This is a genomic window from Bradyrhizobium ganzhouense, assembly GCF_049949285.1.
In the GTDB taxonomy this organism is placed as follows: domain Bacteria; phylum Pseudomonadota; class Alphaproteobacteria; order Rhizobiales; family Xanthobacteraceae; genus Bradyrhizobium; species Bradyrhizobium ganzhouense.
In genome coordinates this window covers 7468356-7484375 of sequence record NZ_CP181318.1, presented here as the reverse complement: position 1 = coordinate 7484375, position 16020 = coordinate 7468356, and the positions used below count along the sequence as shown (strand labels likewise).

14 protein-coding genes are annotated in these 16020 nt (G+C 65.4%); 11 read left to right on the top strand and 3 right to left on the bottom strand.

Annotation, left to right across the window (positions count from 1 at the left end; all coding sequences use genetic code 11):
* Nucleotides 1–17: 17 nt before the first annotated feature.
* The 5 genes from ACLFLU_RS34800 to ACLFLU_RS34780 all read left to right on the top strand — a co-directional run bounded on the left by ACLFLU_RS34800 (nt 18) and on the right by ACLFLU_RS34780 (nt 4997).
* Nucleotides 18–314 (top strand): (2Fe-2S)-binding protein, encoded by a 297-nt coding sequence (locus ACLFLU_RS34800; RefSeq protein WP_426409201.1) that lies wholly within the window; start codon nt 18–20, stop codon nt 312–314.
* Entirely contained in the window at nt 311–1729 is a 1419-nt protein-coding gene (locus ACLFLU_RS34795; protein WP_426409200.1) for an FAD-dependent oxidoreductase, read from the top strand. Before ACLFLU_RS34800 ends, ACLFLU_RS34795 begins: the two co-directional genes overlap by 4 nt.
* Nucleotides 1726–2847, top strand: a complete 1122-nt coding sequence (locus ACLFLU_RS34790; RefSeq protein WP_426409199.1) for an NAD(P)/FAD-dependent oxidoreductase — start codon at nt 1726–1728, stop codon at nt 2845–2847. The genes ACLFLU_RS34795 and ACLFLU_RS34790 overlap by 4 nt, the downstream gene beginning before the upstream one ends.
* 15 nt (nt 2848–2862) lie before the next feature.
* Entirely contained in the window at nt 2863–3210 is a 348-nt protein-coding gene (locus tag ACLFLU_RS34785; RefSeq protein ID WP_426409198.1) for a RidA family protein, read from the top strand.
* A gap of 182 nt (nt 3211–3392) precedes the next feature.
* The gene (locus tag ACLFLU_RS34780) at nt 3393–4997 is read left to right on the top strand and encodes an ABC-F family ATP-binding cassette domain-containing protein (RefSeq protein ID WP_426409197.1); all 1605 of its coding nucleotides are present in this window, start codon (nt 3393–3395) and stop codon (nt 4995–4997) included.
* Here the strand turns inward: ACLFLU_RS34780 and ACLFLU_RS34775 are convergent.
* Nucleotides 4992–5885, bottom strand: coding sequence for a LysR family transcriptional regulator (locus ACLFLU_RS34775; protein ID WP_426409196.1), 894 nt, complete (start codon nt 5883–5885; stop codon nt 4992–4994). The genes ACLFLU_RS34780 and ACLFLU_RS34775 overlap by 6 nt on opposite strands.
* Before the next feature lie 121 nt (nt 5886–6006).
* Here ACLFLU_RS34775 and ACLFLU_RS34770 point away from each other — a divergent pair, with 121 nt between their 5' ends.
* Together ACLFLU_RS34770 and ACLFLU_RS34765 are read left to right on the top strand one after the other, a co-directional pair.
* Nucleotides 6007–6747: an SDR family oxidoreductase gene (locus tag ACLFLU_RS34770; protein ID WP_426409195.1), complete on the top strand. Its 741-nt coding sequence runs from the start codon at nt 6007–6009 to the stop codon at nt 6745–6747.
* Between the two features lie 58 nt (nt 6748–6805).
* Nucleotides 6806–7705 carry an SDR family oxidoreductase gene (locus tag ACLFLU_RS34765; RefSeq protein ID WP_426409194.1) on the top strand — a complete coding sequence of 300 codons (900 nt, stop codon included), beginning with the start codon at nt 6806–6808 and terminating at the stop codon, nt 7703–7705.
* Between the two features lie 181 nt (nt 7706–7886).
* Here ACLFLU_RS34765 and ACLFLU_RS34760 read toward each other — a convergent pair whose 3' ends face one another.
* Nucleotides 7887–9215, bottom strand: a complete 1329-nt coding sequence (locus ACLFLU_RS34760; protein ID WP_426409193.1) for a dicarboxylate/amino acid:cation symporter — start codon at nt 9213–9215, stop codon at nt 7887–7889.
* Between the two features lie 124 nt (nt 9216–9339).
* Here ACLFLU_RS34760 and ACLFLU_RS34755 point away from each other — a divergent pair, with 124 nt between their 5' ends.
* Nucleotides 9340–10659, top strand: a complete 1320-nt coding sequence (locus ACLFLU_RS34755; RefSeq protein WP_426409192.1) for a solute carrier family 23 protein — start codon at nt 9340–9342, stop codon at nt 10657–10659.
* Nucleotides 10660–10731: 72 nt separating this feature from the next.
* Complete coding sequence (locus tag ACLFLU_RS34750) at nt 10732–11568, top strand: SDR family oxidoreductase (protein ID WP_426409191.1); 837 nt, start codon at nt 10732–10734, stop codon at nt 11566–11568.
* A 28-nt stretch (nt 11569–11596) separates the two neighbouring features.
* Here the strand turns inward: ACLFLU_RS34750 and ACLFLU_RS34745 are convergent, their stop codons facing one another.
* A complete protein-coding gene (locus tag ACLFLU_RS34745) occupies nt 11597–12658 on the bottom strand; it encodes a helix-turn-helix transcriptional regulator (protein WP_426409190.1) in 1062 nt (353 codons plus the stop codon).
* 330 nt (nt 12659–12988) lie between these two features.
* Here ACLFLU_RS34745 and ACLFLU_RS34740 point away from each other — a divergent pair, with 330 nt between their 5' ends.
* A complete protein-coding gene (locus ACLFLU_RS34740) occupies nt 12989–13810 on the top strand; it encodes an NAD-dependent protein deacetylase (protein ID WP_426409189.1) in 822 nt (273 codons plus the stop codon).
* Nucleotides 13811–13934: 124 nt separating this feature from the next.
* The gene (locus tag ACLFLU_RS34735) at nt 13935–16019 is read left to right on the top strand and encodes a hydantoinase/oxoprolinase family protein (protein WP_426409188.1); all 2085 of its coding nucleotides are present in this window, start codon (nt 13935–13937) and stop codon (nt 16017–16019) included.
* Nucleotide 16020: the final 1 nt, after the last annotated feature.

Below are 16020 nucleotides of genomic sequence, written 5' to 3'. Positions count from 1 at the left end.
GAGCCATGAGGCATCCCATGTTTAGACGATCCGAACAGGACAAGCGACCGCAGGTCCAAATCTTCGTCGACGGCGTTGCCGTCGCGGCACGGGAGGGCGACACCGTCTCCGCCGCGCTATTGGCATCCGGCCAGGACGCGCGGCGCTCAACCGCAGTGAGCGGCGCGCCGCGTCTGCCCTATTGCATGATGGGCGTGTGCTTCGACTGCCTCGTCACCATCGACGGCGTCGGCAATCGCCAGGGCTGCCTCGTGCCCGTCGCCGAGGGCATGCAGATCGAAATCCAGAAGGGCAAGCGGGAGATCGGACGATGACTGTGGCTCCCAAGCGCGAAGATTATGACGTCGTGGTGATCGGCGCTGGACCGGCGGGCCTCGCGGCCGCCGCGACATCCGCCGAAGCCGGTCTCACGACGCTGCTGCTCGACGAGAACATCGGTCCCGGCGGCCAGGTGTTTCGTGCCATCTCGTCCACGCCGGTGACCGAGCGCAGCCAGCTTGGCGCCGACTATTGGGTCGGTGCCGATCTCGTGCAGTCGCTCCGCGCGAGCAGTGCCGAGGTCATCCACCGTGCGACCGTCTGGAGCCTGGATCGGAACCTCGATATCGCCGTCTCGATCGGTGGCGCCTCTGCCTTTGTTAAGGCAAAGCGCGTGATCCTCGCGACCGGCGCGCTGGAGCGGCCGTTCCCGATTCCCGGCTGGACGCTGCCGGGCGTGATGACAGCAGGCGCCGCGCAGACGATGCTGAAGTCGTCGGCGCTGGTGCCCGATGGCCGCACGGTCATCGCGGGGCAGGGGCCGCTGCTCTGGCTGCTCGCCGCGCAGATATTGCGCCTCGGCGGTCGCATCGACCGCATCCTCGACACCACCGAACGCGGCAATTATTTCGCCGCGCTGCCGCACGCCTTCGCCTTCCTGACCTCGCCCTATTTCACCAAGGGCCTGTCGATGATGCGCGAGGTGAAAGCGAAAGTGCAGGTCGTCTCCGGCGTCGCTGAGCTTTCTGCTTCAGGTGACGGCCAGCTCGCAAGCGTCAGCTATGTCGCCGGTGGCAAGCGCGAGACCATTCTTGCGGATCTGCTGTTGCTGCATCAGGGCGTCGTGCCCAACGTCAACCTTGCGATGTCCGCAGACGTTGAGCATCGCTGGGACGATTTGCAGCTGTGCTGGTCGCCCGTGCTCGATGCCAGCGGCAACTCTTCGGTCGCCGGCATCGCGATCGCAGGCGACGGCGCCGGCATCGGCGGCGCCAATTCCGCCGTGGTGCGTGGCCGCATCGCTGCGCGCGCGGCGGTCGAAGCACTGGCGCCCGGCGCCGCTGCAAAGTTGCCCGCGATGGCGACGCTCCGCGCCGATCTCGCCAAAGCCGAGCGCGGTCGCGTTTTCCTCGACACGCTGTTCCGCCCGTCGGTGCAGTTCCGCATTCCCTCAGGCGACACGATCGTCTGCCGCTGCGAAGAGGTCTCCGCTAAAGACGTTCTTGATTCCGTTGCGATCGGTGCGACCGGGCCCAACCAGCTCAAGGCCTATCGGCGCACCGGCATGGGCCCGTGCCAGGGCCGCCTCTGCGGCCTCACCGTCACCGAGCTGATGGCGCAGGCACGCAGCAAGAGCCCGCAGGAGATCGGCTATTACCGGCTGCGCGCGCCGGTCAAGCCAATCACGCTCGCCGAGCTCGCCGCCGTTCCGAAGAGCGAAGATGACGTCAAGGCGGTGGTGCGCGGATGACCCAAAACGTGGATGCGATCGTCGTCGGCGGCGGCATCCACGGATGCTCGACCGCGCTGCATCTGTGCCTCGCCGGCCTGAAGCCGGTGCTGATCGAGAAGGATTATGCCGGCCGGCATGCCTCTGGCGTCAACGCCGGCGGCGTGCGTCAGCTCGCACGGCACATTCCAGAAATCCCGCTCTCGATCCGTTCGATGGGGATCTGGGAGAAGATCAACGATCTTCTCGACGACGATTGCAGCTTTGAGAGCTACGGTCAGGTCCTGGTCGCGGAGAACGAGGAGGAGCTTGCCGTCTGCCGCGCGCGGGTGGCCGAACTCAACGCGCTTGGGTTCACCCACGAGGAACTGATCGACGCGACCGAATTGCGCCGGCTGGTGCCGGCGGTGGCCGAGACCTGCCCCGGTGGCGTGGTCTCACGCCGCGACGGCGCCGCCAACCCGGCGCAGACGACGACGGCATTCCGGCGCAAGGCTGAGCAGCTTGGCACCACCGTGCGCGAGGGCGTGGCCGCCAGCAACATCCGCTACAGCAACGGCCTCTGGCACGTCGATGTCGGCACCGAGAGGTTTGCTGCGCCGGTGCTGGTCAATGCGGCCGGCGCTTGGGCCGGCAAGATCGCCGCTGCGCTCGGCGAGCCGGTGCCGGTCGAGACGGTGGCGCCGATGCTGATGATCACCTCGCGCGTGCCGCACTTCATCGATCCCGTCGTGATCCTGCGCGGGCGAAAGCTGTCCTTCAAGCAATTCTCCAACGGCACCGTGCTGATCGGCGGCGGTCATCTGGCCACGCCCTATCAGGATCGCAACGAGACGGTGCTGGACTGGAAGAGCCTCGCGATCAGCGCGCGCACCGTGTTCGAGCTGTTTCCGGTGATGCGCAGCGCCACCATCGTCCGCGCCTGGGCCGGCATCGAGGCGAAGATGAAGGACGATATTCCCGTGTTCGGCCCGAGTTCGCGTCACAAGGGTCTCTATCACCAATTCGGTTTCTCCCTGCACGGTTTTCAGCTCGGCCCCGGTGCCGGCGCCGTGATGGCGGAGCTGATCGTCAATGGCGGCACACAGACCCGCGTCAGCGAGCTCGGCATCGACCGCTTCCATCCTTCCACGCTCTAGGACCAAGAGGACATCATGAGCATCACCCGCAGCATCCGCACGCCCATCATGCACCGCGCCGTCGAAGCCAACGGCTTCGTCTTCGTCGGCGGCACCATCGCCGACGATACGTCGGTCTCGATGGGCGACCAGACCCGCAACATCCTCGGCAAGATCGCCGGCTATCTGAAGGAAGCCGGCACCGACAAGAGCCGAATCGTCAGCGCCTCGATCTTCGTGACCGATCTTTCCAAGAAGAAGGAGATGGACGCGGCCTGGACCGAGTTCTTCGGCGACAATCTGCCGACCCGTGCCACCGTCGGCGTCGCCGATCTCGGCGGCGGCGCGCTGATCGAGGTGGTGGTGACGGCGCTGAAGGGCTGATCCGGTCAGTCCGATTTGGCGAACATCCCGACCAGGGTCTCGCGCAGCCAGCGCTGCGCGGAGAGGACACGGCTTGATCTTGCCGCGCTGCGGGATTATGAGCAGACGCTCAACAAGGATATTCGCAGCCATGGATTTTACCCCGACCGCAACGCCGATCCGCATTGCTCACGGGGAATTCCATGCCTGCTTCAATCATCCTGTCGCGCCTGTCGCTGTCCACGCCTGACGGCCGCTCGCTCCTCTCCAACATCGATCTGACCTTCGGCACTGAGCGAGCCGGCCTTGTCGGCCGCAATGGCGTCGGCAAGACAACTCTGCTCGCCGCGATCACGGGCGAGCACGTTCCGCAGTCGGGCCGTGTGATCGCCAACGGCACAGTCGGGCTCCTGCGCCAGGATGCCCAGCTCCGCGCGGGCGCGACTGTCGTTGACCTCTTCGGCGCGCGCGATGCCCTGGAGCTGCTGCGCCGTGCCGAGCGCGGCGATGCCTCGGCCGAGGCTATCGCCGATGTCGACTGGACTCTCGAGACGCGGCTCGCATCGGCCTTGGCCCGCATTGGGTTCGATATCGCGCCCGACACGGAACTGGACCGCTTGTCGGGCGGGCAGGTCACGCGCGTTCGTCTCGCCGCGCTGCTCTTCGCCGAGCCGGACTTCCTGCTGCTGGACGAGCCCACCAACAATCTCGATCGAGAAGGACGCCGCGCCGTGATCGATCTGTTGGCCGCCTGGCGTGGCGGCGCGATCGTCGTCAGTCATGACCGGGCGCTGCTCGAGACGATGGACGCTATCGTCGAGCTGACGTCGCTCGGAGCCGCGCGCTATGGCGGCAACTGGAGCAGCTATTGCGCGCAGAAGTCCGTCGAGCTCGCGGCCGTCAGGCACGACCTCGCGCATGCCGAGAAGCACCTGTCCGAGATCGACGGCAAGGCGCAGGAGGCGGCCGAGCGGAAGGCGCGCAAGGACAGCGGCGGCAAGAAGAAGCGCGCCAAGGGCGACATGCCGCGTATTCTCGCTGGCGCACGTCGGGATCGCAGCGAGGACAGCGGCGGCAAGACTGCGCAGATCACCGAGCGGCGGCGCGCGGAAGCGCTCGATGCGGTCGATACCGCACGCCGGCGCATCGAGATTCTCCAGCCGCTGTCCGTAAAGCTGCCCTCGACGCAGCTGCCGGCGGGGAGGGAAGTGGTTTGGCTCGATTGCGTCAGTGCGGGCTATCAGCCGGAGCGACCGGTCTTGCGTGATCTGTCGCTCACCATCGTTGGGCCGGAGCGCGTCGCGATTGCCGGGCCGAATGGATCCGGCAAGACCACGCTGCTGAAGCTCATTGCTGGCGAGATCCGCCCCGTCTCGGGCACCGTGCAGGTCAGGCCGGACTTCGCGCTGTTCGACCAGAAGGTCAGCCTGCTCGATCCCGCGATCTCGATACTGGACAATTTTGGACGTCTCAACCCAAAGGCGGGCGCCAATGAATGCCATGCTGCGTTGGCGCGCTTCATGTTTCGTGCCGATGCGGCCCTGCAGATCGTCGGTAGCCTGAGCGGCGGGCAGCTGTTTCGCGCGGGGCTCGCCTGCGTGCTGGGCGGATCGAGCCCACCGTCACTGCTGATCCTGGACGAGCCGACCAATCACCTGGACCTCGGGTCCATCGAAGCCGTCGAAGCCGGCTTGCGCGCCTATGACGGTGCGCTGCTCGTCGTCAGCCACGACGAGGCGTTCCTGCAGGCCATCGGGGTCACGCGTCGGCTCGATCTCTGTGTGACCGACAGCACGCCAGCGTCATGAGCCGTCTTTGCGAAACTCCTGCGCCACCCAGTCGCTGAAGGCGCGCACGCGCGGCGTGAGCTGGCGATTCTGCGCATACATCAGCGAGACCGGCGCCGACGGCGGCGGGTTATCCGGGAGCAGGGCCACGAGCCTTCCGCGCGCAAGATCGTCGGCAATGTGGAATCGCGGCATCTGGGCGATGCCGAGGCCCAGCCGTGTTCCCAGCAGATAGCTCTCCGGACCCGTGACCGAGAATGGCGCGGGCAGCGAAAGGTCGTGCAGCTTTCCGTCGACGGCAAACCGCAGCGGTTCGAGATCGCCGCTGGAGAGCCGCCGCAGCCCGACCATGTGGTGACGCGCGAGATCCTCGATCGATTTCGGCCGTCCGGTGCGTTTTAGATAGGCGGGCGCGGCGCAGGTGACGCGATCGAGCACCGCCATCCGACGCGCAATCAGGCCGCTGTCGGCGAGTTCGCCCCAGCGCAGGGCGCAGTCGACGCCCTCCTGGACCAGATCCACCCAGCGGTCGCTCTCGCTCATCGCGATCTCGATGTCGGGATATTGCGCGAAGAACCTTGGCAGGTTCGGCATCAGGAAGTGCCGCGCCAGCGTGCCCTGCACCTCGATGCGCAGCATGCCCTTGGGCTTCGTCCCCGAGAACGCGCCCTCGGCATCCTCGACGTCCTCGAGAATGGCAAGGCAACGGCGATAATAGGCCTCGCCATCGAGCGTCGGGCGGACCACCCGCGTTGTGCGCTGGAGCAGCCGCACGCCAAGCCGGCGCTCGAGCTGGTGGATCACCTGCGTCGCGCTCGACCGTGGCAGGCCGATGTCGTTGGCGGCTTGGGTGAAGCTGCGGCGCTCGACCACGCGCGTGAACAGCCGCATCGCGTCCAGACGGTCCATGGCTATTGTTCGCTTCGTCAGAACAATGATGCCAATTTATGCCGGATTATCTTTGGCCCCGCAAAGGGCAATTTCCTCCGTGTCAGCCGCAAGGAGCGGCTCGGAACCACGGAGAAGGCAAATGTCCAACGCAAACGGAAAAGTCGCAATCGTCACCGGTGGCTCGCGCGGCATTGGCGCTGCGATCGCCGAACGGCTCGCGGGCGACGGCTTCACGGTCGTCATCAATTACGCGGGTGGCGCCGCCGACGCGGAAGCGCTGGCTGGCAAGATCGAGAAGGCCGGCGGCCGCGCCGTGACGGCGCAGGCCGATGTCAGCGACCCCGCTGCGGTCGCGCGCATGTTCGACATGGCGGACGCCGCCTTCGGTGGTGTCGACGTCATCGTCAACAATGCCGGCATTATGCGGCTTGCCGCGATCGCCGAGGCCGACGACGCCCTGTTCGACAGTCAGATGGCGATCAACTTGAAGGGCACCTTCAATACGCTGCGCGAGGCGTCGCGCCGGCTGCGCAGTGGCGCCCGCATCATCAACCTGTCCTCGAGCCAGACCGGACTGCTGTCGCCGAGCTATGGCGTCTATGCCGCCACCAAGGCGGCGGTCGAAGCCATGACGCATGTGCTCTCCAAGGAGCTGCGCGGTCGCAACATCACCGTGAACGCCGTGGCGCCGGGCCCGACCGCGACGAAGCTGTTCCTCGACGGCAAGACCAAAGAGGTGATCGACCATCTCGCCAAGCTCGCGCCGCTTGAGCGGCTCGGCCAGCCCGCCGACGTCGCTGCCGCGGTCGCGTTCCTCGCCGGCCCCGATGGCGCATGGATCAACGGCCAGGTGCTGCGGACCAATGGCGGGATCATCTGATCCCGCAAGAACAGACATCAAGACAGACATCAACCGCGAAAATCGAAGGAGATATCCCATGACCAAGATTGTTCTGATCACCGGCGCATCCAGCGGCTTTGGCCGTCTCACGGCTGAAGCCTTGGCCAGGGCTGGCCACACCGTCTACGGTTCGATGCGCCAGACGAAAGTCCGCAACGCAGCCGTAGTGGAGCAGATGGCGGCATTTTCGCGCGACAACGGTGTCGATTTGCGCGCGCTGGAGCTCGACGTGCAATCGCAGGACTCGGTCGACGCCGCGGTCGCACAGGTGATCGCCGAAGCGGGACGGATCGACGTCCTGATCCACAATGCCGGCCACATGGTGTTCGGCCCGGCGGAGGCGTTCACGCCCGAGCAATATGCCGAGCTCTACGACGTCAACGTGCTGAGCACGCAGCGCGTCAACCGAGCGGTGCTGCCGCTTATGCGCCGCCAGAAGCAGGGCCTGCTGGTCTGGATCTCCTCGTCCAGTTCCGCCGGCGGCACGCCGCCTTACCTCGCGCCCTACTTTGCGGCCAAGGCGGCGATGGATTCGATCGCCGTGCAATACGCCCGCGAGCTGTCGCGCTGGGGCATCGAGACCTCGATCATCGTGCCCGGCGCCTTCACCTCCGGCACCAATCACTTCGCCCATTCGGGTCGCCCGGCAGATAGCGCGCGTGCCGCGGAATACGAGGCCGGTCCGTATCAGGGTTTTGGCGAGCAGGTGCAGAAGGCGTTTGCGGCGATCGTGCCTGAGGATGCCGATGTTGGCCTGGTGGCTGAGGCGGTCGTGAACATCGTCGGTGCTCCGTTCGGCAAGCGGCCGTTCCGCGTCCACATCGATCCCTCGGAAGACGGCGCCGATGTCGGCTTCACCGTGCTCGATCGCGTCCGCGCCGAGATGCTGCACCGGGTGGGCCTCAGCGATCTGCTGAAGCCCAGAAAGCTGGCCTGATACGTCTGCGCTGGCGAGAATTCTACAAAAACCCGACGCTCTGCCCCCAGCGCGTCGGGTGGAATGAATGAGTATCGATCGGTGATCCCAACACCGTTGTTGTGACTCGCACCGCAACAATTTACCACTCCGGGAAACTACCGCAACGGAACGCGGTTGCACCTGCCGGTGCGTCGCGGCTCTACCCGCCGCCGCCAGGCTCCAGCGCTTCGCCCATCTCCAGCGGATGCGCCATGGTTTCGTGCAGCGCGTCGCGGTCGAGCTCTCCTTCCGAGATGCTGATGACGACGCAGGCGACGCCGTTGCCGATCAGGTTGGTCAGTGCGCGGCACTCGCTCATGAACTTGTCGATGCCGACCAGGATCGCGATCGACTGGATCGGAATGTCGGGCACGATCGAGAGCGTTGCGGCGAGCGTGATGAAACCGGCGCCGGTCACACCGGATGCGCCCTTCGAGGTGATCATGGCGATGCCCAAGATGCCAAGCTCCTGCCAGATGGTCAGATGCGTATTGGTCGCCTGCGCCAGGAACAGCGTCGCCAGCGTCATGTAGATGTTGGTGCCGTCGAGGTTGAAACTGTAGCCGGTCGGGATGACGAGTCCGACCACCGAGCGCGAGGCGCCGAGATGCTCCATCTTCTGGATCATCTGCGGCAGCACGGTTTCCGATGAGGAGGTGCCGAGCACGATCAGCAACTCGTCCTTGATGTAGGCGATGAAGCGCAGGATCGAGAAGCCGGCAAGCCTGGCGATCGAGCCCAGCACGATCAGCACGAACAGGATGCTGGTGAGATAGAAGGTGCCGATCAGGGCGGCGAGGTTGAGCAGCGAGCCGAGGCCGTAGGCGCCGACGGTGAACGCCATCGCGCCGAAGGCGCCGATCGGCGCCACGCGCACGATGATGCGGATGATGCCGAAGAACATTTTTGCAGCTTTATCGACCGCCTCCGCGATCGGCTCGCCGGTCTTGCCGAGGAAGGCGATGGCGAAGCCGGAGAGGATAGAGACCAGCAGCACCTGCAAGAGGTCGCCGCGCGCGATCGCGCCCACATAGCTGTCCGGGATGATCGCCATCAGATGGGCGACGATGCCTTCCTCCTTGGCCTTGGTGACGTAGGTCGCCACCGACTTCGGATCGATGGTCGCGGGATCGATGTTGAAGCCGTGCCCGGGCTGGAGAATCTCGCCGACCAGCAGGCCGATGGCGAGCGCGACGGTCGAAACGGTCTCGAAATAGATCAGCGACTTCAATCCGACCCGGCCGACGCGCTTGAGGTCGCCCATCGAGGAGATGCCGTGCACCACGGTGCAGAAGATCACCGGCGCGATCATCATCTTGATCAGCGCGATGAAGGCGTCGCCGAGCGGCTTCAGCGCCTTGCCGAGGTCCGGGTAGAAATAGCCGATCAGCACGCCGAGCACGATCGCGATCAGTACCTGGACGTAGAGGATCTTGTACCAGGGCTGGTGCCGGCGGTGGACGGCTGGCTGGATCGCGATTTGTGTCATATTGCTTGCCCCGGAACGCATTGATCTTGCATGATTTACATCATGTGATGTTCGCCGCATAAGCAACAATCACATTTTTGTCGGATCGCACGAAGATCAATCGCTGCACCGCAATGGGGGGAACATGTCGAACGCAACGGGCTCGGACGAGCAGGCGCATAGCTATTTTCCGCGTTGGAAGCTGAAGACCTCGGGCGTGATCATGCCGGAGGAGCGGCTGCCATGGGGCCAGACCATCGTCTCCGGTCTCCAGCATTGCGTTGCAATGTCGGGGTCGACGATTATCGCGCCGCTCCTGATGGGGTTCGATCCCAATGTTGCGGTCCTGTTCTCCGGCGTCGGCACGCTGATCTTCTTCGTCATCGTCGCCGGGCGCGTGCCGAGCTATCTCGGCTCGAGCTTCGCGTTCATCGCCGTCGTCATCGCCGCCACCGGCTATGCCGGGCATGGGCCGAACCCGAACATCTCCGTTGCGCTCGGCGGCATTGTTGGCGCCGGGGTGCTGTACGGTGTCATCGCGCTGATCGTGATGTGGTCGGGGATCGGCTGGGTCGAGCGCCTGATGCCGCCGGCGGTCACCGGCGCCGTGGTCGCCGCGATCGGCCTCAACCTCGCGCCCGTGGCGGTCAAGGCGGTGAGCGCCAACGCGTTCGAGACCTGGATCGGGCTCGCGACCGTTCTGATCATCGGCGTGGTTGCTGTGGCCGCCCCGGGCCTGTGGCGCCGCCTGCCGATCATCCTCGGCGCGATCGGCGGATATCTGTTGTACCTGCTGTTCGCGAACGGCCTGGGCTTCGGCAAGCCGATCGACTTCGCGCAACTCTCGGCGGCGCCATGGTTCGGCCTGCCGAACTTCACGACGCCGACCTTCCATGCCGATGCGATCTTTCTGATCGCGCCGGTCGCGGTCATTCTCGTCGCCGAGAACCTCGGTCACATCAAGGCCGTCGGCGCCATGACGGGCCGGAGCCTCGATGGCTATCTCGGCCGCGCTTTGTTCGCCGACAGTCTCGCGACGATCGTGGCCGCCTGTGGCGGCGGTACCGGCGTCACTACGTACGCCGAGAACATCGGCGTCATGGCGGCGACGAAGGTCTATTCGACGCTGTTGTTTGCCTTCGCCGCGACCGTGTCGCTGCTGCTCGGCTTCTCGCCGAAATTCGGCGCGCTGATCCTGTCGATCCCCGGTCCGGTCATCGGCGGCCTCTCGATCGTGCTGTTCGGATTGATCGCGGCGATGGCGGGCCGGATCTGGGTCGAGAATAAGGTCGACTTTGCGAATCCGGCGAACCTCATCACCGTCGCCGTGGCGCTGACCGCGGGCGCCGGCGATCTCACGCTCAAATTCGGTGCATTCACGATCGGCGGAATCGGGACCGCCACCTTCGGCGCCATCATCCTCTACCAGATCCTGACCTCGCCGATCGCGCGCCGCGCGGAATGAATCGCAGGGATGCACTGAGGGATGGAACAAAATGCCGGTTCGATCCATAACGAGGCATCCCGGAGAAAGCTCATGCCACAGACCGATCTCTCAACCGCCTTTCCCTCACGCCTCGTTGGCCGATATGCCCTGGTGACCGGTGCCTCCCAGGGCATCGGCCGCGCAGTCGCCGTCCGGCTTGCCCAGGAAGGCGCGACCGTCGCCATCAATTATGTCGATCACCCAGAGAAGGCGGAGGAGACGCTGGCGCTCGCAAGGACGGGATCGGGCGATCGCGGCCACGGCAAGCTCGACCATGTCGTCGTCAAGGCCGACGTCAGCAACGACCAGGAGGTGGCTGCGATGTTCGAGACGATCCTGACACGCTGGAAACGCCTCGACTGTCTCGTCAACAATGCCGGCTTCCAGCAGGAATCGCCGAGCGAGGAGCTCGACATCGAAACCTATCGCCGCATCATCGACGTCAATCTCAACGGCGCCGTGCTCTGCGCGCAGAAGGCGCTGGCGCATTTCGTCGCGCGCGGCGCAGGCGGCAGCATCATCAATTGCTCAAGCGTGCACCAGATCGTTCCGAAGCCGGGCTATCTCGCTTATTCGATCAGCAAGGGCGGCATAGCCAATCTGACCCGCACGTTGGCGCTGGAATTCGCTGGGCGCGGCATTCGCGTCAATGCGGTCGGCCCCGGCGCCATCGACACGCCGATCAATGCGGCCTGGACCGGCGACGCCGAGAAGCGCGCCGACGTTGCGAGCCACATCCCGCTCGGGCGCGTCGGGACGCCGGAAGAGATCGCCGCCGTATTCGCCTTCCTCGCCTCGGATGATGCCAGCTACATCACCGGCCAGACCATCTACGCCTGCGGTGGCCTGACGCTGTTCCCCGAGTTCCGCGAGAACTGGGCGAGCTAGGCGTACGCTGACAATCTTCCGGTGCGGATCAACCTGTGGCCGGCCGTTCGAAGCCGGCAATCAGCTTCACCAGCTCGCTCTGGCGCGCCGTGCCGGTCTTGCGAAAGACGTTGTGAAGATGCGTCTTGATGGTCGCTTGCGACAATCCCAGCAGGTCGGCCAGGGCCTGCACACCGCTGACTTTCATGATGCCGTCGAGTACGCGGATTTCACTCGCCGTGAGCCCGTACAGCTTTGCCAGCGCTTCCAGCGGCGGCGGGCTGGCCGGCGACGTCTTGCGAACGAACACCGCCGCAATCGCGGAATATACCGCGCCGGCCCGCTGGCGGTCGCCTGACGTCAGCGGCAAGACATGCGCGAACCAGCGGCGAGCGGGTGAATCCGAAAGCGGTATCGCCGCGCCATGGCGTCCCGCCACAAGGTCGCCGCTCTCGGCCGCCGCCAGCAGATCGCGGAGCATGCGCTGCGCCTCGGGCGCGACAGCCGCCAACGCTCCTCGCCGCTCGTGCAGCAGTTCGCCCGCGTCGAGCATGGCGCGCGCCTGCTCGTTGACAAAGACGATCCGGCCGTTCAGCCCCAACAGGAAGATGGCGGCCTCGACATTGTCGAGGGTTTCGGTGAGAACCGCCTGCGCCGTCTTGCGCTGATCGAACAACCGGCCAATCGCGACCGCGCGCTGATAATGCGGCACGATCAGCGCAGCCCGTTGTCTCACCGCGTCATCGACGACCCCGTGCGTCTTATCCCTGCGGATATTGAGCACGGAGGAACTTGTTGTGCCTTTTTCCAGGTTGACGCAGACGACGTCGGCGATCCCCTGCGGTTCGACCCACTCCCTGTGGAAGCGCGTTTCAACGAGCTCCGCTTCGGGGACGACGTCGGTCGGCGTGTAGACCAATCCGGATTCGATAAAGGTTGCTGCCGGGAATACCGGATTCATCGGCATGTATTTCTCGAAATAGAGCCGCGTGTAGTGTGGGTCGTCGTTGAACAAATGCAGCGCGGCCGAACTCTCGGTCGCGATATCGTGCCAATACAGGACGGCTGAAGAGCCGCCGACGAACGAGCACGAGTGCTCCAGCGCCCGCATCCACAAGGTCGGATCAAGTGCGGCGTCGTAGATGTCGCCGATCAGCTCCGAGAGCATTGAGGCCTCAGACGTCACGGCCAACTCGCATCGCATCGGGTATGCATTCGCGATATTCCCGGGCATTTCCGCCAGACTGTGAGAGCGTAACACACGGCCGCAAGCAAGTTGCGCGAATACTGCAGAATATTTCTGAGGCCTGTGGGGGGAGATTGTGAAAGTCGGACTACTCGCATCAGGGCTTCCCTGCCGCTTTCTTGGGCGAACCGGCTTCGCGCCGCCCGAGAGGGGGGTGATCTGGCAAAACCGGGCGGCACGGACTACATCTGCGCCATGATAAATGCTCCGCTGGCACACCAGCCGCTCCAGGATTTCGTCGGTCGGCACGAAAAGCTGTTCGTGCTGACCGGCGCGGGCTGCAGCACCAATTCAGGGATTCCCGACTATCGCGATAGCCACGGCAACTGGAAGCGGACCCAGCCGGTCAACTTCCAGGCCTTCATGTCGGAAGAGCATACGCGCCGGCGCTACTGGGCGCGCAGCCTGATCGGCTGGCGGCGGTTCGGCCAGGCGCGCCCGAACGATGCGCATCGTGCGCTCGCCCGGCTCGAGGCGAGCGGGCGGTGCGAGATGCTGCTGACCCAGAATGTCGACCGGCTGCATCAATCCGCAGGCCACAGGCAGGTGATCGATTTGCACGGACGGCTCGACCTGGTCCGCTGCATGGGCTGCGGCCGCAAGACGCCGCGCAACGAATTCCAGGAGGCGCTTGGCTGCGCCAATGCGGAATGGCTGACGCTCGACGCTGCGGACGCGCCCGATGGCGACGCCGATTTGGAGCATGCGGATTTCTCGTCGTTCAAGGTACCTCCTTGTGAAGCTTGCGGCGGCATCCTCAAGCCCGACGTCGTGTTCTTCGGTGAGAACGTCCCGCGCGACGTGGTCGCGACCGCGCAGGATCATCTGGCGCAGGCCGAGGCCATGCTGATCGTAGGCTCCTCGCTGATGGTCTATTCCGGCTTCCGCTTTGTGAAGGCTGCCGCAGATCGGCAGATTCCGATCGCCGCGATCAATCTCGGGCGCACCCGTGCCGACGATCTCCTGACGCTCAAGGTCGAGGAGCGCTGCGAGGCGGCGCTGGCATTCCTCCTTTGAACGCGGAGGGCGGGCACGCCCTCTATCGCATAGGTGCCACGCGCTTCACCATCGGCGCGGTCGCTGGTATGGAAATTGCTGCGGGTTTGCCCCCAGTTTGACGATCAGCACGGAGAATTTTGAAATGCTTGAGGGAGCCGAAGTGCGGCTTGCCGTCGATATCGGTGGCACGTTCACGGATATCGTGCTGGACGTGGGTGAGGTGCGCAAGACGCGCAAGGTGCTGACGACGCCGCAGCGGCCCGAGCAGGCGGTGCTCGACGGGATGCGTCTCATTCTCACCGATGCGCGCGCGCATATCAGCGACATCGACGTCTTCATTCATGGCACCACGCTCGCGACCAACGCCATCATCGAGCGGCGCGGCGCCAAGACCGCGCTGATTGCGACGGAGGGTTTTCGCGACGTGCTCGATATCGGCACCGAAAGCCGCTACGACCAGTACGACCTTTCCATCGACAAGCCGAAGCCGTTGGCGCCGCGCTCCCTTCGCTTCACCGTGCCTGAGCGCATCGACGCGCACGGCGCGGTTCGCCTCCCGCTGGATGAAGCGGCCGTGCGCGCGCTCGCGCCGAAATTGCGAGAGCTGAAGGTCGAGAGCGTCGCGATCGCGTTCCTGCATTCCTACGCCAATCCCGAGCATGAGCGTCGCGCCGCCGCGATCCTCGGTGAGGAGATGCCTGGCATCTCCGTGACCGTGTCCTCCGCGGTGTGCCCCGAGATCCGCGAATATGAGCGCACTTCGACGGCGGTCGCCAACGCCTATGTGCAGCCGCTGATCGACGGCTATCTCGCCCGCATGTCCGATGCCTTGCAGGTCGAACAGTATCGCGGCGCGATCTATCTCGTCACCTCCGGCGGCGGTGTCACCTCGATCGAGACGGCGCGGCGCTTTCCGGTGCGCCTGGTCGAATCCGGCCCCGCTGGCGGCGCCATCTTCGCGGCCCAGATCGCGGCGCGTCTTGGCGAGAGCAAGGTGCTCTCTTTCGACATGGGCGGCACCACCGCGAAGATTTGCCTGATCGAGAAATACCAGCCCGAGACCTCGCGCGTGTTCGAGGTCGATCGCGCCGCGCGCTTCCTCAAGGGCTCCGGCCTGCCGGTCCGCATCCCCGTGATCGAGATGGTCGAGATCGGCGCCGGCGGCGGCTCGATCGCCCATGTCGATGCGATGAAGCGGGTGACTGTTGGCCCCGAGAGTGCCTCGTCGGAGCCGGGGCCCGCCTGCTACGGCCGCGGCGGTCAGCGCCCGGCCGTGACCGATGCGGACGTCGCGCTCGGCATGATCGATCCAGATGCGTTTGCGGCCGGCACGATCAAGCTCGATCCAGAGCTTTCGAAGCAGGCGCTGCTGCGCGACGTCGGCGAGGCGCTGGGCCTGTCGGCGGAAACCGCGGCCTATGCGGTGCACGAGGTCGTCTGCGAGAATATGGCGAGCGCGGCGCGCGTGCACGCGGTCGAGCGCGGTGAGATTATCGGCCAGCACACGCTGATCGCCTTCGGCGGCGCGGCGCCGCTGCATGCGGCGCGCGTTGCCGAGAAGATCGGCGTTTCCAGGGTGATCGTGCCGTCGAATGCCGGTGTCGGTTCGGCCGTCGGATTTCTTGCGGCGCCGATCGCCTATGAACTGGTCCGTAGCCGTCACGTCCGGCTCGATGATTTCGACACCGCGGCAGTCTCGGATCTCCTGCAGGAGATGGCGTCCGAAGCGCGTGCGCTGGTCGAGCCCGGCGCTGCCGGTGCGCCCGTGCGCGAGCGGCGCGCCGCCTTCATGCGCTATGTCGGCCAGGGCCACGAGATCACGATCGAGTTGCCGAACCGGCGGCTGACGAGTGCGGATCTCGCCGGCCTGCGCCAGATGTTCGAGGCTGACTATTCCGCGATGTTCGAGCGTCCGATCCCGGGCGCCGCGATCGAGGTGCTGAGCTGGTCGGTGCTCGCGACCACCGAGGCGCGCAATCCGCCCACGGTGGCCTCTGTCACGCGCAGGCCCGCGGGCAAGGCCTCCGGCAGCCGCAAGTTCTTCGACGGACGGGCAGGCGAGGTGATCGAGATCCCGCTCTATCGCCGCGAGGACATGGCGCCGGGCGCGACGATTGCGGGTCCTGCCGTGATCGCCGAGGACGAAACCTCCACGTTTGTCTCGAACAGTTTCGATGCCCATATCGACGGTGCCGGCAGCATCGTCATGGAACGGAAGGCGGCCTGAT